19 protein-coding genes and 1 tRNA gene are annotated in these 18,124 nt (G+C 63.0%); 9 read left to right on the forward strand and 11 right to left on the reverse strand.

Annotated features, from left to right (window positions below):
- Positions 1 to 9: 9 nt before the first annotated feature.
- The 6 genes from BVG79_RS04280 to BVG79_RS04305 are packed head-to-tail and all read right to left on the reverse strand — an operon-like array spanning position 10 to position 4,727.
- Positions 10 to 1,188 carry a molybdopterin molybdotransferase MoeA gene (locus BVG79_RS04280; RefSeq protein WP_335617560.1) on the reverse strand — a complete coding sequence of 393 codons (1,179 nt, stop codon included), beginning with the start codon at positions 1,186 to 1,188 and terminating at the stop codon, positions 10 to 12.
- Complete coding sequence (gene moaC / locus BVG79_RS04285) at positions 1,185 to 1,655, reverse strand: cyclic pyranopterin monophosphate synthase MoaC (protein WP_085785797.1); 471 nt, start codon at positions 1,653 to 1,655, stop codon at positions 1,185 to 1,187. Before moaC ends, BVG79_RS04280 begins: the two co-directional genes overlap by 4 nt.
- Positions 1,655 to 2,461: an indole-3-glycerol phosphate synthase TrpC gene (gene trpC, locus BVG79_RS04290; protein WP_085785798.1), complete on the reverse strand. Its 807-nt coding sequence runs from the start codon at positions 2,459 to 2,461 to the stop codon at positions 1,655 to 1,657. The genes moaC and trpC overlap by 1 nt, the downstream gene beginning before the upstream one ends.
- A gap of 18 nt (positions 2,462 to 2,479) precedes the next feature.
- On the reverse strand, positions 2,480 to 3,127 hold the full coding sequence (locus tag BVG79_RS04295) for a uracil-DNA glycosylase (RefSeq protein WP_085785799.1): 648 nt from the start codon (positions 3,125 to 3,127) through the stop codon (positions 2,480 to 2,482).
- The gene (gene trpD / locus BVG79_RS04300) at positions 3,124 to 4,140 is read right to left on the reverse strand and encodes an anthranilate phosphoribosyltransferase (RefSeq protein WP_085785800.1); all 1,017 of its coding nucleotides are present in this window, start codon (positions 4,138 to 4,140) and stop codon (positions 3,124 to 3,126) included. Before trpD ends, BVG79_RS04295 begins: the two co-directional genes overlap by 4 nt.
- Positions 4,137 to 4,727, reverse strand: a complete 591-nt coding sequence (locus BVG79_RS04305; protein WP_085785801.1) for an anthranilate synthase component II — start codon at positions 4,725 to 4,727, stop codon at positions 4,137 to 4,139. Before BVG79_RS04305 ends, trpD begins: the two co-directional genes overlap by 4 nt.
- A 140-nt stretch (positions 4,728 to 4,867) precedes the next feature.
- On the opposite strand from BVG79_RS04305, the gene BVG79_RS13630 reads away from it, so the two are divergent.
- The gene (locus BVG79_RS13630) at positions 4,868 to 5,824 is read left to right on the forward strand and encodes a polysaccharide deacetylase family protein (RefSeq protein ID WP_085785802.1); all 957 of its coding nucleotides are present in this window, start codon (positions 4,868 to 4,870) and stop codon (positions 5,822 to 5,824) included.
- Here BVG79_RS13630 and trpE read toward each other — a convergent pair.
- The 5 genes from trpE to fabI form a co-directional block, all read right to left on the reverse strand.
- Entirely contained in the window at positions 5,821 to 7,329 is a 1,509-nt protein-coding gene (trpE, locus tag BVG79_RS04315) for an anthranilate synthase component I (protein WP_085785803.1), read from the reverse strand. The genes BVG79_RS13630 and trpE overlap by 4 nt on opposite strands.
- A 12-nt stretch (positions 7,330 to 7,341) precedes the next feature.
- Positions 7,342 to 9,180 carry a peptidylprolyl isomerase gene (locus BVG79_RS04320; protein WP_085785804.1) on the reverse strand — a complete coding sequence of 613 codons (1,839 nt, stop codon included), beginning with the start codon at positions 9,178 to 9,180 and terminating at the stop codon, positions 7,342 to 7,344.
- 75 nt (positions 9,181 to 9,255) lie between these two features.
- On the reverse strand, positions 9,256 to 10,428 hold the full coding sequence (locus BVG79_RS04325; protein ID WP_085785805.1) for an aminotransferase: 1,173 nt from the start codon (positions 10,426 to 10,428) through the stop codon (positions 9,256 to 9,258).
- Between the two features lie 3 nt (positions 10,429 to 10,431).
- Positions 10,432 to 10,950, reverse strand: coding sequence for a xanthine phosphoribosyltransferase (gpt, locus tag BVG79_RS04330; RefSeq protein ID WP_085785806.1), 519 nt, complete (start codon positions 10,948 to 10,950; stop codon positions 10,432 to 10,434).
- 27 nt (positions 10,951 to 10,977) lie between these two features.
- Positions 10,978 to 11,796, reverse strand: coding sequence for an enoyl-ACP reductase FabI (fabI, locus tag BVG79_RS04335; protein WP_085785807.1), 819 nt, complete (start codon positions 11,794 to 11,796; stop codon positions 10,978 to 10,980).
- Between the two features lie 176 nt (positions 11,797 to 11,972).
- On the opposite strand from fabI, the gene pdxH reads away from it, so the two are divergent.
- The 8 genes from pdxH to BVG79_RS04375 all read left to right on the forward strand — a co-directional run bounded on the left by pdxH (position 11,973) and on the right by BVG79_RS04375 (position 18,073).
- Positions 11,973 to 12,578, forward strand: coding sequence for a pyridoxamine 5'-phosphate oxidase (pdxH, locus tag BVG79_RS04340; protein ID WP_085785808.1), 606 nt, complete (start codon positions 11,973 to 11,975; stop codon positions 12,576 to 12,578).
- A 119-nt stretch (positions 12,579 to 12,697) separates the two neighbouring features.
- Complete coding sequence (locus tag BVG79_RS04345; protein WP_085785809.1) at positions 12,698 to 13,237, forward strand: cold-shock protein; 540 nt, start codon at positions 12,698 to 12,700, stop codon at positions 13,235 to 13,237.
- Positions 13,159 to 13,704 carry a DUF192 domain-containing protein gene (locus BVG79_RS04350; RefSeq protein WP_335617561.1) on the forward strand — a complete coding sequence of 182 codons (546 nt, stop codon included), beginning with the start codon at positions 13,159 to 13,161 and terminating at the stop codon, positions 13,702 to 13,704. Before BVG79_RS04345 ends, BVG79_RS04350 begins: the two co-directional genes overlap by 79 nt.
- Positions 13,705 to 13,748: 44 nt before the next feature.
- Positions 13,749 to 13,825: transfer RNA gene (locus tag BVG79_RS04355), tRNA-Pro, on the forward strand.
- A gap of 192 nt (positions 13,826 to 14,017) precedes the next feature.
- Positions 14,018 to 15,451: a mannose-1-phosphate guanylyltransferase/mannose-6-phosphate isomerase gene (locus BVG79_RS04360; protein ID WP_335617562.1), complete on the forward strand. Its 1,434-nt coding sequence runs from the start codon at positions 14,018 to 14,020 to the stop codon at positions 15,449 to 15,451.
- Between the two features lie 55 nt (positions 15,452 to 15,506).
- Positions 15,507 to 16,580: a GDP-mannose 4,6-dehydratase gene (gene gmd, locus BVG79_RS04365; protein ID WP_085785810.1), complete on the forward strand. Its 1,074-nt coding sequence runs from the start codon at positions 15,507 to 15,509 to the stop codon at positions 16,578 to 16,580.
- Between the two features lie 4 nt (positions 16,581 to 16,584).
- Positions 16,585 to 17,571 carry a GDP-L-fucose synthase family protein gene (locus BVG79_RS04370; RefSeq protein ID WP_085785811.1) on the forward strand — a complete coding sequence of 329 codons (987 nt, stop codon included), beginning with the start codon at positions 16,585 to 16,587 and terminating at the stop codon, positions 17,569 to 17,571.
- A gap of 187 nt (positions 17,572 to 17,758) precedes the next feature.
- On the forward strand, positions 17,759 to 18,073 hold the full coding sequence (locus BVG79_RS04375) for an H-NS histone family protein (protein ID WP_085785812.1): 315 nt from the start codon (positions 17,759 to 17,761) through the stop codon (positions 18,071 to 18,073).
- Positions 18,074 to 18,124 lie beyond the last annotated feature (51 nt).

Consider the following 18,124-nt stretch of genomic DNA (forward strand, 5'->3'; position numbering starts at 1 on the left):
AGCAGAAAGCTAAAAGGCAATGAAATCTACGAGATCACCCACCTTTGCCGGCGGCGCGGCGATGGGGCGGACAATCACGCCATCGGCTGCCGCCAGCAGGCTTTGCAGGTTGCTTTCTTGGCTGCGCACAGGCGTGACGCCATCGGGACCGGTGAACACACGCATATAGTGCTGCCGGTTTCCGTTTGCGGGCAGGTCGGCGGCAAGGCGGACCTTTTGGGTCGGCAGCGGGGCAGCATCAAGGCCGCTCATCACCGATAGCAGCGGCAGGATGAATACCATCGTGCAAATCTGGGCGGATACGGGGTTGCCGGGCAGGCCGATGAACACAGCATCCCCCATCTTGCCTGCCATCAGCGGTTTGCCCGGCTGCAACGCAATCCGGTGGAAGTCGATCTCGGCCCCCATTGCGCGCGCTGTGGGCGCAATCAGGTCGTGATCGCCCACCGATGCGCCGCCGATGGTGATAATCAGATCGGCGCCCGCGGCGGCGTCAAATGCGGCGCGAATGGACGGCGCGTTGTCGCGCGCTATGGGCAGCCGCTGCGCGATGGCACCGGCTTGTTCGACCATTGCGGCCACCGCCAAATCGCCCGAAGCGACGATCTGGTCGGGCCCCGCATGCGCGCCGATCTGCACCAGCTCGTCCCCGCCGGGAATGATGGCGACGCGCGGGCGGCGGTGGCAGCGCACCGTCGCGGCGTTCATGGATGCCAGTAAGCCCAGGTCGGCAGGGCGCAGCGGGCGGCGCGGGAAGTAAGTTGAACCCGCCTGAAAATCGTCGCCCTGCGCGCGGACGAAGCGGCTGCTTTGATCGTCGGTAATGGTAATCGTGTCGCCCGCGCGGCTGACATCCTCTTGCGGGATGACGCGGTGCGCGCCGTCGGGCAGGGGCGCGCCGGTGAAAATGCGCACCGCCGTGCCCGCATGGACAGAACCCGCAAAGCGCTGCCCCGCAGCGGATTCGCCGATCACCAGCAGGCTGTCACCGCGCGCGGCGCCGTCTGCCACGGCATAGCCATCCATGCTGGAGGTGGAAAACGGGGGCTGGTCGCGGTCGGCCACCGCCGCGCTGGCCATAACGCGGCCAAGGGCGTCGGGCAGGGCGACATCTTCGGGGGGCAGTGCGGCACCAAGGCGCAAGATGCGCGCCAGCGCCTCGTCCACGGGCAGCAGTGCGGGTTTCATTCTAGTTCGATCCGCCCCGATTTGCCGCCTTCTTTCAGGCGCAGGCGGACTTGCCCGATCACCATACCACGATCGACAGCTTTCAGCATGTCGTAGATGGTCAGCCCCGCGACCGATACGGCGGTCAAGGCCTCCATCTCGACGCCGGTGCGGGCGTTGGTGCGGACGGTCACGGTGATGCGCACGCCGGGCAAGGCGACGTCTATGTCCAGATCCACGGCAACCTTGGCCAGCGGCAGGGGGTGGCATAGCGGGATCAGGTCGGCGGTGCGTTTCGCGCCCATGATGGCGGCAAGGCGCGCTGTGCCCAGCACGTCGCCCTTTGCCGCTGTTCCGGCTTGCACCAGTGCCAGCGTTTCGGGCAGCATGGTCACGGTGCCCTCGGCCACGGCGGTGCGGGTGGTGATGTCTTTGCCTGACACATCCACCATATGCGCGCGGCCGCTTTCGTCAAAGTGGTTCAGCATCACGCATTCTCGCCCAGATAGGGGTTTGCCAGCAGCGCGCGCGTAGCGGCTGCGACATCGTCCTGCCGCATCAGGCTTTCGCCGACCAGAAAACTGCGCGCGCCAAAGCGGGCGATGTCGGCCATGTCGGCGGGGGTGAAGATACCCGATTCTGCGACGATGATACGGTCGGGGGGCACCATGCGGGCAAGGCAGCGGGTGGTGTCCAGCGTCACCTCGAATGTCTGTAGGTTACGGTTGTTGATGCCCATCAGCGACGATTTCAAGTGGGTCGCGCGTTCCAGCTCGGCCTCGTCATGCACCTCGATCAGCACATCCATGCCCCAATCCAGCGCGGCGGCCTCCAACTCGGCGGCTTGGCTGTCGCTGACCGATGCCATAATGATCAGGATGCAGTCGGCCCCCAGCGCGCGCGATTCCGCGACCTGATAGGTGTCATAGAGGAAGTCTTTACGCAGCGCTGGCAAGGCCACAGCATCGCGGGCTGCCGTCAGAAACCCATCTTCACCCTGAAAGCTGGGCATGTCGGTCAGCACCGAAAGACAAGCGGCTCCGCCGTCCTCATAAGCTTTGGCCAGCGCAGGCGGATCGAAGTCTGGCCGGATCAAGCCTTTGGATGGGCTCGCTTTTTTGATCTCGGCAATCAGCCCGTATCCCTCAATCGAGGCGCGCCTCAGCGCATCGGCAAAGCCGCGCGGGGCGCTGGCGGCGCGGGCGCGGGCCTCGATCTCGGCCAGGGGGGTGGCGGCTTTGCGGGCGGCTACATCCTCAAGCTTATAGGCTTTGATCTTGTCCAGAATGTTCATGGCACCCCCCCTTCGTGGTCAGCTTTCCCAAGTGATGGCCTGTTCGCCGCGCGCGCGCAACCAATCATTCACCGCCGAAAACGGTCGCGAGCCGAAGAAGCCCCGCCGTGCCGAAAGGGGCGATGGATGCGCGCTGCGTAAAATAAGATGGTCGCCCGCCGCAATATGCGGGGCGAAACCCTGCGCATGATTGCCCCACAACACGAAAGCCGTCGGGCGTTGGCTGGCGCGGGCCAGCACGTCGGCGGTCAACCTGTCCCAGCCAAGGCGGGCATGCGCGCCAGCCTCGCCCGCAGGGACGGTGAGTGCGGTGTTGAGCAGCAGCACGCCTTGGCGGGCCAGATGGGTCAAGTCGCCATCGACCGGCGCATGGCCGATGTCGGCCTGCATCTCGGCATAGATATTGCGCAGCGATCGCGGCAGGGCTTGGCCCTTGGCGACCGAAAACGCCAAGCCCATGCCGTCGCCGGGGGTCGGGTAGGGGTCTTGCCCCAAAATCACCACGCGGACGGCACTGGGGGGCGTCAGCTCCAGCGCGGCAAAGCGCATGTCTGCGGGCGGCAGGATCTGGCGGGGATCGGCGGCAACGGCAGCGCTGATGCGCGGCCAGTCAGCGGTGAAGAACGGCAGATCTTGCCAGCCGTTTTGCGGGATGGGCGTTGTCATGCCTTGGGGCTGATCCGTGCCATCGTGTCGATTGCGGCGCTGGCGCGGCCGCTGTCGATGCTGTCCGCCGCCATCTCGGCCCCTTGGCTCAGGTCAGTGGCAGCGCCTGCGACGACCAAGGCCGAAGCCGCATTCAGCAGCACGGCGTCGCGGTAGGCTCCGCGTTCACCGGCCATCAGCGCGCGCATCGATTGGGCGTTTTCGGCAGGGTTGCCACCGATGATCGCCTCGAACGGATGGGCGGGAAGGCCGGCGTCTTCGGGGTGAACCTCGAAATCGCGCAGGGCGCCGTCGGCCAGTTCGGTCACCCAGCTGACGCCAGAAATGCTTAGTTCGTCCGTGCCGTCGCTGCCGTGCAGCAGCCACGCGCGCTGGCTGCCCATTTGGCGCAGAACCTCGGCCATCGGGCGGTTCAAGGCACGGTCATAGGTGCCGGTCACTTGGAACAGTGCCCCTGCGGGATTAGATAGCGGCCCGAGGATATTAAAGATCGTCCGCGTGCCAAGGTCATTGCGCACAGGGCCGACGTGGCGCATCGCGGGGTGGTGCATCGGGGCCATCATGAAGCCGACGTTCGCCTCGCGCAGGCTGCGTTCCACCACATCCGCGCCGACCATGGTCTCGATCCCGAGGAAGGAGATCACATCGGCCGAGCCGGATTTAGACGAGACATTGCGGTTGCCATGCTTGGCCACCGGCACGCCGGCGCCCGCGACGACAAAGGCCGATGCGGTCGAGATATTCAGCGTGCCCTTGCCGTCGCCGCCGGTGCCCACGATATCAACTGCGCCGATAGGGGCGGTGACAGGCACCATGTGGCTACGCATGGCGCCTACTGCTGCGGCGATTTCATCAATCGTCTCGCCGCGCGCGCGTAGGGCCATCAACAGACCGCCGACTTGGGCGGGTGTCGCCTCGCCGCGCAGCAAGATGTTAAAGGCGTCGCTGGCCTCGGCGCTGGTCAGGGGGCGGCTGGCGGCGGCGGCGATCAGTGGCTTTAGCGCGGCGCTCATACTGCGGCCTCGGTCGGGGTGGCAAGGTTCAGGAAGTTTTGCAGCATGGCATGGCCGTGTTCCGACGCGATGCTTTCCGGGTGGAATTGCACACCGAAGATCGGCAGGTCGCGGTGGCGCAGGCCCATGATGGTGCCATCGGCCAACCACGCTGTCACCTCCAGTTCCGGCGGCAGGCTGTCGCGGTCGACGACCAGCGAATGGTATCGCGTCGCCTTGAAGGGCGAGGGCAGCGCCGCGAAAATTCCGTCGCCATTGTGATAAATGTCGGCGATTTTGCCGTGGACGATTTCGTGACAGCGCACGACGTTGCCCCCAAAAGCCTGCCCGATGGTCTGATGCCCCAAGCAGACACCCAGCAGCGGGGTGCGCGTTTCGGCGGCGGCGGCGGCCAGCGCCAGACAAATACCAGCGTGATCGGGGTCGGACGGGCCGGGCGACAGGGTGATCGCGTCGGGCTTCAGCGCCATAGCTTGCTGCACATCCAGCGCGTCGTTGCGGTAGACGCGGACATCTGCCTGAAGCTCGCCGAAATAGTGGACAAGGTTGTAAGTGAAGCTGTCGTAGTTATCGATAAGCAAAAGCATCGGCGGGCCTCGAACGTTTCGATGCAAGTTATTGCGCATCGGGGCAGCAGCCGCAACAGCGGAAGCGGGCGTTATGGGGCTATCGCCCGCCGCTTGGGGGCGGTATCTTGCGGCAAAGCAGGCAGACGAAGGGGGCCGGAATGGGCGGTCGGGTGATGGGTTTCATGGCGGGTGCTGTGACGGGAACAGTGGCTGCCGTGGCCGTTGTCGGGGCCGGTGCGCTGGTATCGCCGCTGCGCCTGCCGCCTTTGCAAATGGCTCAGGGCGTGGAAGGGCCGGCGGTGCCCGCCGCCGCCGCCGCACCGCAGGCCCCGACCTTCGCCGTCGGGCCTGTGGAAAGTGCCGCCCCGCAACTGGACTTGCCCGATAGCATCGCCGCAACCCCCGTACAGGCCGAAGCCTTGCCACAGCCCGACCTGCCGCCCACGCAAAATGTGGCGGTACCGGCCCCCTTGCCGGTCGGCAACCCCGTGGCGGGCCTGCCCGCGCTGGCCCCTAGTACCCGCCCGATTGAGGCCTACGCTGTGCCGTTTGTCCCCGTGGTCGGGCGCGCGCTGTCGATTGTGATGATTGACGACGGCATGATGGCGGGCGGGCCGCAGGCCGTCGCCGCGCTGCCCGTGCCGGTTACCATTGCGATCGATCCCTCGCGCAGTGACGCAGCGGCCAAAATGGCGGCCTATCGCGCGGCGGGTGTCGAGGTGGTGGCGCTGTTGCGGTTGCAAGGCGCCGGCCCGACCAGTGTTTTTGCAGTGCAGCACGCGTTGCCGCAGGCGGTCGCTGTCATGGATTTGGCGCAAGCCGGTGCGGCATCGCTGTGGCCGGTCGACGGCGCAGTCAATGCGCTGGCCGAGGCTGGGTTGGGCCTGATTACATCGCAGGCGATTGAGGGGGCTGATGTGCCGCGTGCCGTTATCTCGGGCGAGATCGCTACCGATGCGACCAGCCCTGTCACGCTGGCGCGCGAAATTGCCGCGCTGAGCGAGAGCGAAACCGACACCGTCATCCTGACGCGCCTGCGCCCCGTGGTGATCGCGGCGCTGCGCACCGGCACTTTGCCGGGGCCGTTCGTGCCGGTGTCGGCGGTTCTGCGCTAGTTGCCCTTGATGCCGCGGAACATCGCGGCATCGGCGGCGGCGCGGCGGATCGCGCTGCTTTTGTGGACGGTTTCCATATATTCACTTTCGGGATCGCTGTCGTAGACGACACCGCCGCCCGCTTGAATGTATAGCTTGGTGTCCTTCAGCACTGCGGTGCGCAGCGCGATACACATATCCATGTCGCCGTTCGCGCTGAAATAGCCCAAGCCGCCGCCGTAGATACCGCGCTTCTCGGGCTCCAGCTCGTCGATGATTTCCATCGCGCGGACTTTGGGGGCACCTGATACGGTTCCGGCGGGCATCCCGGCGAAAAAGGCCGACAGCGCGTCCTGATCATCGCGCAATTCGCCCACCACGTTTGATACGATGTGCATCACATGGCTATAGCGTTCGATCGTGAACTTTTCGGTCGGGCGCACGGTGCCGGGTTTGGCAACGCGGCCAACGTCATTGCGGCCCAGATCCAGCAGCATCAGATGCTCGGCCAGTTCCTTGGGGTCGGCCAACAGGCTAGCTTCGTTCGCCGCATCTTGTTCGGGGGTCGCGCCGCGCGGGCGGGTGCCGGCGATGGGGCGGATCGTCACTTCCTTGCCGAAGACGCGCACCAGAATCTCGGGGCTGGCACCGACGACCTGATAATCGCCGAAGTTGAAGAAGAACATGAACGGCGACGGATTCGTCCGCCGCAAACTGCGATAGAGCGAGAAGGGGGCTTCGTAGAAATCTTGCGTCCAACGCTGCGCGGGGACGACCTGAAAGATATCGCCCGCGCGGATATAGTCCTTGGCCTTTTCGACGGCGGCCTTGTAACCGTCGCGCGTGAAGTTCGACACCGGTTCGCCCACGGGGGCGGGGGTGCCAAGTTCGCGGTTGGACAAAGCGACGGGGCGATCGAGCGCCGACTGCGCATCGCGCACACGCTCGGCAGCTTGGGCATAGGCGGCGCGGGCTGATTGGCCGCTGCCTGCCCATGCAGGGGCGACCAGAATAACCTCGCCCTTCACCCCGTCCAACACCGCAACGACCGAGGGGCGAAGCAGCACCGCATCGGGCACGCCGATGGGGTCGGGATTCACGTTGGGCAGATGTTCGACCAGACGGATCATGTCGTAGCCAAGGTATCCGAACAGACCTGCGCTGGCGGCAGGCAGATCATCGGGCAGGTCGATCCGCGATTCGTCCAGCAGCGTCCGGATGGCGGCCAGCGGGTCGCCCATATCCTCGAACGCCTCGTCGTCGTAACGGGCAGCGCGGTTCACGCGGCTGCTGGTGCCGCGGCATTCCCAGACCAGATCGGGGTTCATGCCGATAATCGAATAGCGGCCCCGCACCTCGCCGCCTGTCACGCTTTCCAACATGAACGCGTGTTTGCCCGCGCCCGACAGCCGCATCATCAGCGATACGGGTGTGTCGAGGTCGGCGGCTAGGCGCGTATAGACCACTTGGTTGTGGCCACCCTCGTAAGCGGTGCGAAAATCTTCGAAAGCAGGGAGGATGGCCATGATGTCGTTCCGTTAGAAGCCTGTATTCACGGCAGAAATCGCCGTTTCGTTCAAGCGGACAGGAGTGTTTTCGCGCACCGTGCCGCCATAGCTTTGCATGACGTCGCCCATCAGCGTGTTGTTCAGCGTCTGCACCAGATTATCGCGGTCGGCGACATAGGCGGGGTCAGCTTCGTCTGCCGCCGCAATCGCATCGAGGCGCAGGATCACGAATGTACCCTCGTTATCCAATGTGGTGATATCGCCGCGCCCCAGTGTGAAGGCGGTCGTCATCGTGGTGGGCGGCGTGCCGGGCACCACGTCGGTGCGGGTCAAGGGCGGCTCGGTCACGGGATCAAGACCGAGGTCGGCGAAGTCGCTACCCGCGCGCAATGCATCGGCCAGACGGGTCGCCTCGGCTGCGACGGCATCTTTGGTCTGCTGGAAGCGCCACATCACCTCGGCGTAGGCGCGCATATCGTCCACGCTTTGAACGTGCGGGGGGATGATTTCGTCCAGGCGCAGCACGAAGATGCCGCCATCGGGCAGCGCGGTCACGGTGGGGAAATCACCCACTTGCGCGGCGGCGACTGCGGCACGGAAGGGCTCGTAAGAGGCGAAACCCTCGGTGCTGCCTTCTTGCCAGTCCATGGTCTGCAATTGCAGTTGCGATAGGTTCGCGATGTCTTCGATGGTGGCACCGCCTGCGATCAGGTCGGTCAGGCCGTTGCGTTCCTGCGCGATGATGCGGCCTGCCTGTGCGCTTGCCAGCTCGCCGCGCAGCTCGTCGCGCACGTCTTCGAACGGGGTGGTCTCGGCAGGGAAGTCGACGTTCACGCGGAACAGCGCGGCCCCAAAACGCGTCGGCAGCGGGCCGACGACATCGCCGACGTTTGCCGCGAATACCGCAGCGCCCGCATCACCCAGCGCGTCTTGGGTCATCTCGCCCTGGTCAATCTCGGCCAGCGTGAAGCCCATTTCGGTCACGATGTCCTCGAACGTGGCAGCACCGCTTTGAATGCGTTCCAGCGCGGCCTGCGCATCGGCGTCAGAGTTGAACATCAGCCGGTCGACAATCCGCCGCTCGGGCAGGACATAGGTCGACTCGCGTTGCTGATAGAGGGCCTGCAGATCCGCGTGCGAAATGTCCACGGATTCGGCGGCCATTTCAGGCGTCAGCGCGGCAAATGTCACGCGGCGCACTTCGGGCTGGGTAAACACCTCGGGGTGGGCGTCGTGATAGGCTTGCAGCTGCTCCTCGGTCGGGGCGCCGAAGGTTTCGGTGATGTTCGCGGCTGAAACCGTGGCCCAGGTCACCGTGCGGCGTTCGGCGCGGTGGCGCGCCAGCGTTTCGGCGTACAGCGCCGGCATTTGAACGCCCGCGCTGACCGCGCTGCCCAACACGTTTGAGGAGAGCGCATCGCGTTGGCTGGTTTCAAACATGCCTTCGGTCAGGCCGGCGTTGCGCAGCGCGGCGCGGTAGTTCACCACGCTGAACTGGCCCGCCAAGTCTTGGAACACAGGGAACTGCGCGATTTGGCGCGCGACATTTGCATCGCCAACCGACAGGCCGATACGGCTTGCCTCGTTTTCCAGTGCACGGTCTTGGACCAATTGTTCCAGCGCCATGTTTTGGCCGCCGAATTGCTGGAATTGGGCGAAGGTCATGGTGTTACCCAGCATGCCGCGCCACTGCTGCATCGCTTGACTGATCGCGCCTTGATATTCCTGCGCGGTAATCACCTTGTCACCGACGGTGCCGATATTGCGCACGTTGCCTGTTAGGCCAACGCCGCCGACCCCAACGAGACCGACCGCAATCAGAATGAATCCACCCCATACGAAGGGATTCGTGCGCTTTTCCTTGGCCATGCTTTGGTCCCGTGCCGTGTCATTTCGTCCGTCACTGCATATGCGGGCCAGCCGCGCCATGCAAGGCGGGCGCGATCACGGTTGGTAGGATAAAAGCCGTTTAAACAGCGCGGCGATGCCGTCGGTGTCGACATTAGCGAATGCAATGCGCAGTTGCCGCTGGCCGCTGGCGTCGCCGGGCGGGGTGAACATGGTGCCGGGCAGCATCAGAACGCCCGCTTCCTGCACCAGTCGCTGGGCGAGGGTGTCGGACGGCATGGCGAAGGGATGTTCGACATAAGCAAAGTAAGCCCCGCAGCCCAACAGCTTCCACCCCTGTGCGGCCAGCGGGGCAAATCCCGCTATAACGGCGGCGCGGCGGCTCAAAATCTCGGCCCGTTCGTCCGCTAGCCAGCCGTCCAGATTCGTTAGCCCCCACAGCGCCGCGCGCTGGCCCAATTGACTGGGGCAGATGGTAACGGAATCGATGAACTTCTCGACCTCGTCCAAGCGCGCGGGGCTGCTGGCTAGCGCACCAATGCGGTGGCCCGGAATGTGGTAAGCCTTTGAGAAGGAATAGATATGGATCAGAGTCTGGTCCCAGTCTTCCTCGACAAACAGACCATGGGCGGGGGCATTGCGACTGTCGAAATCGCGGTAGGTCTCATCCAAAATCAGCGCGATGCCGCGCGCCTTGGCGAGGGCGTAAAAGGCGTGCACCACCGCGCGCGGATATTCGACCCCGCCCGGATTGTTGGGGGTCACCAATACGATCGCGCGGGTGCGCGGGGTGATTAGCGCGGCAGCGGCGGCGACATCGGGGATCAGGTCATCCCCTGTGTGCAGGGCGATGGTGTCGATGCCAGCAATGTCGTTCCACATCCGGTGGTTGAAATACCACGGGCTGGGCAGGATCACTGCATCGCCCTCGGCGCAGAGCATGGCGGTCGCGGAGCAGTAGGCCTGATTGGCCCCCGAAGTGATTGCAACCTGCGCGGCGGTCACCGTGCCGCCATGGATCTGCTGCCAGCGTGCGGCAAGCGCGGCGCGCAGGGCGGGTAAGCCCAAATCGGGGCCATAGCGGTGGGCATCGGGATCTTCGCGGACGATTCGGGCCATCTCGTCCAGCATCGCTGCGGGTGGCGGCGCAACGGGGGCGGCTTGGCTGACGTTGATCAGCGGGCGCTCGGGCGGGAAGGTCACCCCCGTCAGCCATTGGCGCGAGAGGGTGATCGGCGATGCAAACGTCGCGCCCGTGCGGCCCTTCATGGCTTAGTCGCGGCCGCGGTAGGGCTCGACATATTGCAGGGCCATGTCCCACGGGAAGAAAATCCACGTGTCTTGGCTGACTTCGGTGACGAATGTGTCAACCTGCGCGCGGCCCTTGGGTTTGGCATAGACGGTGGCGAAATGCGCCTTGGGGTACATCTGACGCACCAGTTCCAGCGTCTTGCCGCTATCGACCAGATCGTCGACGACCAGAATGCCTTCGCCGTCTTGCATAAAGTCGGGGTCGGGTTTGTTCAGAACCGACAGCCCGCCCTGGTGGTTGTAGTCGTAGCTTTTCACGCCAATGGTATCGATGGTGCGAATGTCCAACTCGCGTGCGAGGATGGACGCCGGCACCATGCCACCGCGGGTGATGGCGCAGATCCCGCGCCACGACCCGTTCTCGCCCGGCCCGTGCCCGTCCAGACGCCACGCCAGCGCACGGCTATCGCGGTGGATCTGGTCCCAGCTGATGTGGAAGCCCTTTTCATGGGGCAGACGGTCGGGGCGGGGAGTCGACATGGGGGTACCTGGCTACGAATGTTGAGATTAGTCTTTGGCGGGCTCGCGGGTCATGTCGGGCGCATCAATCGCCTTCATGCCGACCACGTTATAGCCCGCGTCGACGTGCATGATCTCGCCAGTGACGCCCGAACCCAGTTCCGACAGCAGGAACAGCGCGGCGCGGCCGACGTCTTGCGTCGTCACGTTGCGGCGCAGGGGCGAGTTCACTTCGTTCCACTTCAGAATGTAGCGGAAGTCGCCGATGCCGCTGGCAGCCAGCGTCTTGATCGGGCCGGCCGAGATCGCGTTGACGCGGATGCCGTCTTTGCCCAGATCCTCGGCCAGATATCGGACCGAAGCGTCGAGTGCGGCTTTGGCCACGCCCATGACGTTGTAGTGGGGCAAGACTTTCTCGCCACCGTAATAGGTCAGCGTCAGGGCCGAGCCACCGTCCGTCATCAGCTTTTCAGCGCGTTGCATGATGGCAGTGAACGAATAGACCGAAATGTCCATCGCCAGCAGGAAGCCGTTGCGCGATGTGTCGACATAGCGGCCACGCAGGTCGTTCTTGTCCGAGAAGGCGATGGCGTGGACGATGAAGTCCAGCTTGCCCCATTTTTCTTCCAATGCGGTGAACAGCGCATCGATCGAGTCCATATCCGTCACATCGCACGGCAGAACGATGTCCGACCCCAGTTCTGCGGCCAGCGGCGTCACGCGCTTCAGCAGCGCATCACCTTGGTACGAGAAAGCCAACTCGGCACCTGCATCGGCGCAGGCTTGTGCGATGCCCCAGGCAATAGACTTGTCATTGGCCAGGCCCATGATCAGTCCACGCTTTCCCTTCATCAGTTCGTTCGCCATTCTATTCCTCTTGCCAAACGGGGCGGTTCTGACCTTTCTCTAGGCCATTGCCCAGCAAGCGGCAAGAACGATCACAAATTGTTCGCGACGTAGCGTCATAACCGCTTTGGGGGGTATAAACCCGCGCTGGTGCCATCATCTATGGCGTTCGCGCACATGAAATTGGGGACAAGGCTATGACTGGACGCGACGGTATTTTTGCGGGCGAAGACCCGTTTCAACTGGCCCAAAGCTGGCTGGACGAGGCCGCGAAAACCGAAGTGAACGACGCCAATGCCATCGCGTTGGCTACTGTAGATGCAGATGGTTTGCCCGACGTGCGCACCGTTCTGCTGAAGGCCATCGAGGCGGATGCATTCGTTTTTTATACGAATTATGAAAGCGCCAAGGGGCGCCAGCTGACAGCGCATCCGCAGGCCGCCTTCGTTATGCATTGGAAGTCGCTGCGCCGCCAGATCAGGGTGCGCGGCCATGTCGCACCCGAAAGCGCGGCGGCCTCGGACGCCTATTTCGCGACCCGGGCCCTGCAAAGCCGCATCGGCGCGTGGGCCTCGCAGCAGTCGCGCCCGCTGGAATCACGCGAGGTTCTGATGGAACGTGTTGCCACGTTTGGGGCTGAATTTGGCGAAAATCCCCCGCGCCCTGAGTATTGGGGCGGGTTCCGCATCACGCCGCTGCAAATTGAATTCTGGGCAGATGGCGCATTCCGGTTGCATGATCGTTTTCAGTGGGCGCGCGAATCGCTGGGGGCGCCGTGGAATGTGAAGCGTCTTTACCCTTGAAGGGGGGGGCGTCAAAGTTTATCGATCGGGGGTGCTATTCCGTTTTGCGGGTAGTTATCTTACTATAAAGATAGTTTTGATGTTGCAGCCGGGGATCGACCCCGTGGAATACGTGCTGAATGAATACTGATGATCAACAGACCGCCAGCGTGCTGGCGGGGCATGTGAAGTGGTACGATGCCACGAAGGGGTTCGGCTTCATCGTCGACCCAAGCGGTCAGGAAGATGTGCTGTTGCACGCGAATGTGCTGCGCAGGTTCGGTCTGAATAGTGTGCCTGAAGGTGTTGATATATCTGTATTATTTGCCCGTACCCCCAAGGGTGCACAAGCGCTGGAGGTGTTGTCGCTGGGCGATGGTGAGCTGGCTGGCGACCGCACCGGCGCAGGTTTGTCCGACCTTGAGGATCTGAGCCAAGCCCAGATCCGCGCGCTGCCCGTACTGCCCGCACGGATCAAACGCTTTGACCGCACACGCGGTTTTGGCTTTGCCAATGCCTTCGGTTGCCCCGATGATGTCTTCATCCATATCGAGGTGATGCGCGAGGGCGGTTTTACCGACCTGCGCCAAGGAGAAGCAATATGTTTGCGCGTAATCGATGGCAAACGGGGCCCGATGGCCGTCGCGGTCATGCCGTGGGAATCCGCGCTGCCGGCCTGATCGCTAGTGCCGCCTTTGCGGCCTGTATGGCAAGCGGCGCGGCGGCGCAGGGCGAGGTCGCGCCGCAATGCGATCCCAACGTCGTCTATATTCAAAAGCACGACTCGTCCGATGTGCCGCTGCGGTTTTTGGTCTCGGTCGCCGATACCAACGAAACGCGCGCCCAAGGTTTGATGTTCGTGCCGCAAATGCCCGATATGGCAGGGATGCTGTTCGTGTACGACCAGCCCGAAACGCCTTATTTCTGGATGCGTAACACGCTGATTCCCCTTGATATGGTGTTCGCATCGCCAGAAGGGGTCGTCACCCACATCCACCCAAACGCCATCCCGCGCGACGAAACCGCCATTCCCGGTGGGCCGAACGTTCAATTCGTCCTTGAAATCAACGGCGGGCAGGCTGCAGCGCTGGGTCTGAGCGAGGGTGACCGGATGATCCATCCTTCCATAGGGGAAAGCTGCAATTAGCGGGGTTTCCCTTTGCGCGATAAGCAGCTATCACAACCGCGGTTCGGGGCGTAGCGCAGCCTGGTAGCGCATCTGTTTTGGGAACAGAGGGTCGGGAGTTCGAATCTCTCCGCCCCGACCATATACGATAATCACGGCATTGGACCTCGCCTGACAGGGCGGGGTTGTTTTGTTTGATGGCCTCTGGCCGGCGGCGCTCGGGGCCGTTCACAATAAATTAACCAAAACGCAACCTTTGAGTGTGCCAATGGCGACAAGCGTCGCAAGGGGCGACGCGGGTTTGGCGGTGGTAAATATGGCGGCGCAGCCTCGGGTGACACCGGTGATACTGGCGGGCGGGTCGGGGACGCGCCTTTGGCCGGTGTCGCGCCGCAATTTTCCAAAGCAATTCGTGCCGTTTTCGGGGGAACACACCCTATTCCAGCAAGCCGCGCTGCGGTTCGCCCCCAGTGATTCGCAGCTGTTCGCGCCCCCCGTGGTAGTAACAGCCGATGCCTTTCGGTTCGTTGTGGGCGAGCAGCTGGCAGGGGTGGGCCTTTCGCCAACAGCTATTTTGGTCGAACCGATGCCCCGCAACACCGCGCCTGCGGTTGTCGCCGCCGCGCTGCATTTATGCGCTGAAGACCCCGATACTTTGATGCTGATCGCCCCCAGCGACCACGCGATTGCCGACGCTGCTGCCTTTCATGCCGCTATACTGCGCGGCATGTCCGCTGCCGAATCGGGGCAAATTGTTACCTTTGGCATTTGCCCCGATCGACCCGAAACCGGCTATGGTTACCTTCAGCTGGCGCATTCGCCCGGCGCTGGTGGCGGCCCTGTTCCCTTGGCTGGTTTTATCGAAAAGCCCGATGCGGCCACAGCTGCGGCGCTGCTGGCCGGCGGTCGCCATTTGTGGAACGCAGGGCTGTTCATGGCGCGCGCGGACACATTTGTCGCCGCCTTTGCCGCCCACGCGCCCGAATGTTTGAATGCCGTGCGCGCGGCCCTGCTGCGGGGGCGGGCCGATTTGGGGTTTCTGCGGCTGGATGCGGACAGTTTTGCTGCCGCGCCCGCGATCTCGGTCGATTATGCAGTGATGGAACATGCGCGCAATCTGGTCGCCGTCCCGTTCGACGGCGGTTGGTCGGATCTAGGCGATTGGGATGCGGTCTGGCGTGCGGCTGGCAGGGGCAGCACGGACGGCGTCGTAAAACGCGGCCCCGTGACGCAAATCGACTGCCAAAATTCGCTGCTACATGCCAGCGATGCGGGGCAGGTTCTGGTCGGGATCGGGCTGCAAGACATGATCGCGGTGGCCACGCCCGACGCTATTTTGGTTGCGCCCAAGGCGCGCGCGCAAGATGTCCGCCGCGCTGTTGAAGTGTTAAAATTCACCGAGGCCCCGCAGGCCGAAACCCCGCGCCGTATGGCCCGCCCATGGGGCGCGGCCGAGGTGTTGACCGCGGGCCCCGGCTTTCGCGTGAACCGCTTACACATCAACCCCCGTTCCGCGCTTAGCCTGCAAAGTCACCAGCACAGGGCCGAACATTGGGTCGTCGTGGCGGGCAGCGCGCGCGTGACGCTGGATGGCGAGCAGCGTAGTTTGATTCCGAACCAGTCTGCCTATGTGCCGCCGCACATGTTGCATCGCATCGAAAACATAACGACAGAGCCGCTCGAAGTGATCGAGGTGCAGTCGGGCAGCCTGATCGACGACGCCGATGTAATGCGGTTTGAAGATCCTTATGCGCGGCATGTAGGCTAATCGGCTGTTTACCATTTTTGCATAGCCTCTGCACATCAAGACGCGCGGGGCCGATATGAAACAAGCATTCATCACCGGAATTACAGGGCAAGACGGGTCGTACCTGGCCGAATTTCTAATCGGCGCGGGGTATCGGGTTCACGGGCTGGTACGGCGCGCATCGCAGGCGAATACCGGGCGCATAGCGGGGTTGCTGTCTTCGCCGCAGTTGCACTTACATTATGGCGATCTTGGTGACGCGGCGGGGTTGGTGGCGCTTTTGGCGCAAATCCGGCCTGATGAAGTATATAATCTTGCCGCGCAAAGCGATGTCGCCGTCAGCTTCCAGACTCCGCTTTATACCGCTGATGTGAACGGCATGGGCACGCTGCGGTTGCTGGATGCACTGCGCACCTTGGGCCTTAGCGCGACGCGCTTTTATCAGGCCTCGACATCGGAATTGTTCGGCCTGACCGATGGCTTGCCCCAGCACGAAGGTACGGCGTTTCACCCAAGATCACCCTACGCCATTGCCAAGCTGTTCAGCTACTGGTCCGTGATAAACTACCGTGAGTCCTACGGATTTCACGCCAGCAACGGCATATTGTTCAACCACGAAAGCCCCCGCCGCGGCGAGGAGTTCGTAGCGCGCAAGATCACGCGCGGCCTTGCGCGCATGGCGCAGGGGCTGCAAGGCCCATTGCGCATGGGTAATATCGAAGCGCGCCGCGACTGGGGCCATGCGCGCGACTATGTACGGATGCAGTGGCTGATGCTGCAGCAAGAGTCCCCCGGCGACTACGTGATCGCGACGGGGCAGCAGTACTCCGTGCGCGATTTTTTGGTTTGGGCTGGGCAGGAACTGGGAGTCGATCTTGACTTCAAAGGCAGCGGCTTGGCCGAGGAGGCGATCGTCAACCACGTCCACGGTGACGCTGCGCCCGCACTGCGGGTGGGCGACGTGGTTATGCAGGTCGACCCGCGCTATTTCCGCCCGTCCGAAGTGCCAAGCCTGCTGGGCGATGCCGCCCGCGCGCGCCGCCGCCTTGGCTGGCACCCCGAGGTCTCGGCCCGCCAGCTTTGCGCAGAAATGGTTGCCAGCGATCTGGCCGCGGCGCGGTGCGATGCAATGACGCGAGTTCAGGGTTAGCCCGATGCAGCGGATTTTTCTGGCCGGTGCTGGTGGGCTGGTGGGGGCGGCTATCTTGCGGGCACTGCAGGCTGCGGACAAGGCGTTTACGGTTTTCGCCCCAACGCGTGCCGATCTCGATCTGACGCGGCAGGCGGATGTCGCGGCTTATTTTGCCGCAACGCGCCCCGATACCGTCATTATTGCGGCTGGGCGTGTCGGCGGAATTGCCGCGAACCTGACCCAGCCTGCGTGTTTCATCTACGATAACATGATGATCGCGGCGAACATCATTCATGCCGCGTACGGCAGCGGGGTCGGTCGACTGATCAATTTGGGCTCGTCCTGCATCTATCCGCGCGACGCGCCACAACCATTGCGCGAAGAAATGCTGCTTGCAGGCCCGTTGGATGCCAGTAACGCGCCCTATGCCGTGGCCAAAATCGCGGCAATCACGCTTTGTGCGGCTTATCACCGCCAGTATGGGGCCGACTTCCGCAGTCTCATGCCCGCTAGCCTTTATGGCGCGGGCGATAATTTCCACCTGACCGAGAGCCATGTCATTCCCGCGCTGATCCGGCGTCTGCATTCAGCGCGGGCGCAGGGGGAAAGCGAGGTGGATATTTGGGGCGACGGATCGGCGCTTCGCGAATTCATGCACGCTGACGATCTGGCCGCGGCTGTCCTTTTTACGCTGGGATTGGATGCCGAATCTTATTGGAATGCCACCGGCCCCACGCTGGCGCACTTGAACGCCGGCACTGGTAAAGAGGTGAGTATTCGGGCGCTTGCGCGAATTATTGCCGATAAGGTTGGCTATATGGGTACCCTGCGATTTGATGAAGCGCAGCCATCAGGCGTTTGCCGTAGGGTCATGGATTCTAGCCGCCTGCGGTCGCTTGGATGGGCACCAAGAATAGAATTGGCAGAAGGACTTGAAAAAACGGTGGATTGGTTTGGTAAACGGGCCAATCTTGCGGATTTTCGCGGTGCGGCACCCCGCGCCGGCTAATGCCCAGCCATTTGTAACATATTTAAAATCATTCTGGTGGTGATTTCGCCACAGGCTAATCGAAACGTGACTAAAAGCGTGGCTTGCCAAGCTTTAAAACTTTCCCTACGAATCTAAATCTCATTTGCTGTAGCAAATAATCGGGCTTCGACCTTGGTTTCGGTCTCCCGCAAAGTAGGTTGAAAACATGGATCTCAATTCTCTCGATCGTAAAGATCTTCTGAAACTGCGCGCCGATGTCGAGCGCGCCATCGCAACGCTGGACGAACGTACAAAGCATGCCGCGCTGGAAGCTGCGCAACGCGCCGTTTCGCAGTTCGGTCTGTCGTTGTCGCAGCTGACCGACGATATTTCCTCGCTGGGCAGCCGCCGCACCGCAGGTGTGGTGCGCTTTCGTAATCCGGAAAACGCTGAACAGACGTGGTCTGGGCGTGGCCGCAAGCCGCAATGGGTCCATGATCTGGAAGCCAGTGGCAAGGCATTGAGCGATTATGAGGTGTAGCCATTCGCATTAGGCTATAAGCCTAATCGGGTCGCTTTCAATCTGGGGTTG

It is taken from the genome of Ketogulonicigenium robustum, from assembly GCF_002117445.1.
Taxonomy (GTDB): Bacteria; Pseudomonadota; Alphaproteobacteria; order Rhodobacterales; family Rhodobacteraceae; genus Ketogulonicigenium; species Ketogulonicigenium robustum.

Coding starts and splice junctions, on each gene's coding strand:
- trpC (WP_085785798.1), bottom strand. CDS start 2,461: ATGAACATTCTGGACAAGATCAAAGCCTATAAGCTTGAGGATGTAGCC.
- BVG79_RS04370 (WP_085785811.1), top strand. CDS start 16,585: ATGCAGCGGATTTTTCTGGCCGGTGCTGGTGGGCTGGTGGGGGCGGCT.
- BVG79_RS04295 (WP_085785799.1), bottom strand. CDS start 3,127: ATGACAACGCCCATCCCGCAAAACGGCTGGCAAGATCTGCCGTTCTTC.
- pdxH (WP_085785808.1), top strand. CDS start 11,973: ATGACTGGACGCGACGGTATTTTTGCGGGCGAAGACCCGTTTCAACTG.
- BVG79_RS04345 (WP_085785809.1), top strand. CDS start 12,698: ATGAATACTGATGATCAACAGACCGCCAGCGTGCTGGCGGGGCATGTG.
- BVG79_RS04325 (WP_085785805.1), bottom strand. CDS start 10,428: ATGAAGGGCCGCACGGGCGCGACGTTTGCATCGCCGATCACCCTCTCG.
- gpt (WP_085785806.1), bottom strand. CDS start 10,950: ATGTCGACTCCCCGCCCCGACCGTCTGCCCCATGAAAAGGGCTTCCAC.
- trpD (WP_085785800.1), bottom strand. CDS start 4,140: ATGAGCGCCGCGCTAAAGCCACTGATCGCCGCCGCCGCCAGCCGCCCC.
- moaC (WP_085785797.1), bottom strand. CDS start 1,655: ATGCTGAACCACTTTGACGAAAGCGGCCGCGCGCATATGGTGGATGTG.
- BVG79_RS04320 (WP_085785804.1), bottom strand. CDS start 9,180: ATGGCCAAGGAAAAGCGCACGAATCCCTTCGTATGGGGTGGATTCATT.
- BVG79_RS04350 (WP_335617561.1), top strand. CDS start 13,159: ATGTTTGCGCGTAATCGATGGCAAACGGGGCCCGATGGCCGTCGCGGT.
- BVG79_RS04375 (WP_085785812.1), top strand. CDS start 17,759: ATGGATCTCAATTCTCTCGATCGTAAAGATCTTCTGAAACTGCGCGCC.
- fabI (WP_085785807.1), bottom strand. CDS start 11,796: ATGGCGAACGAACTGATGAAGGGAAAGCGTGGACTGATCATGGGCCTG.
- BVG79_RS04280 (WP_335617560.1), bottom strand. CDS start 1,188: ATGAAACCCGCACTGCTGCCCGTGGACGAGGCGCTGGCGCGCATCTTG.
- gmd (WP_085785810.1), top strand. CDS start 15,507: ATGAAACAAGCATTCATCACCGGAATTACAGGGCAAGACGGGTCGTAC.
- trpE (WP_085785803.1), bottom strand. CDS start 7,329: ATGGCCATCCTCCCTGCTTTCGAAGATTTTCGCACCGCTTACGAGGGT.
- BVG79_RS04305 (WP_085785801.1), bottom strand. CDS start 4,727: ATGCTTTTGCTTATCGATAACTACGACAGCTTCACTTACAACCTTGTC.
- BVG79_RS13630 (WP_085785802.1), top strand. CDS start 4,868: ATGGGCGGTCGGGTGATGGGTTTCATGGCGGGTGCTGTGACGGGAACA.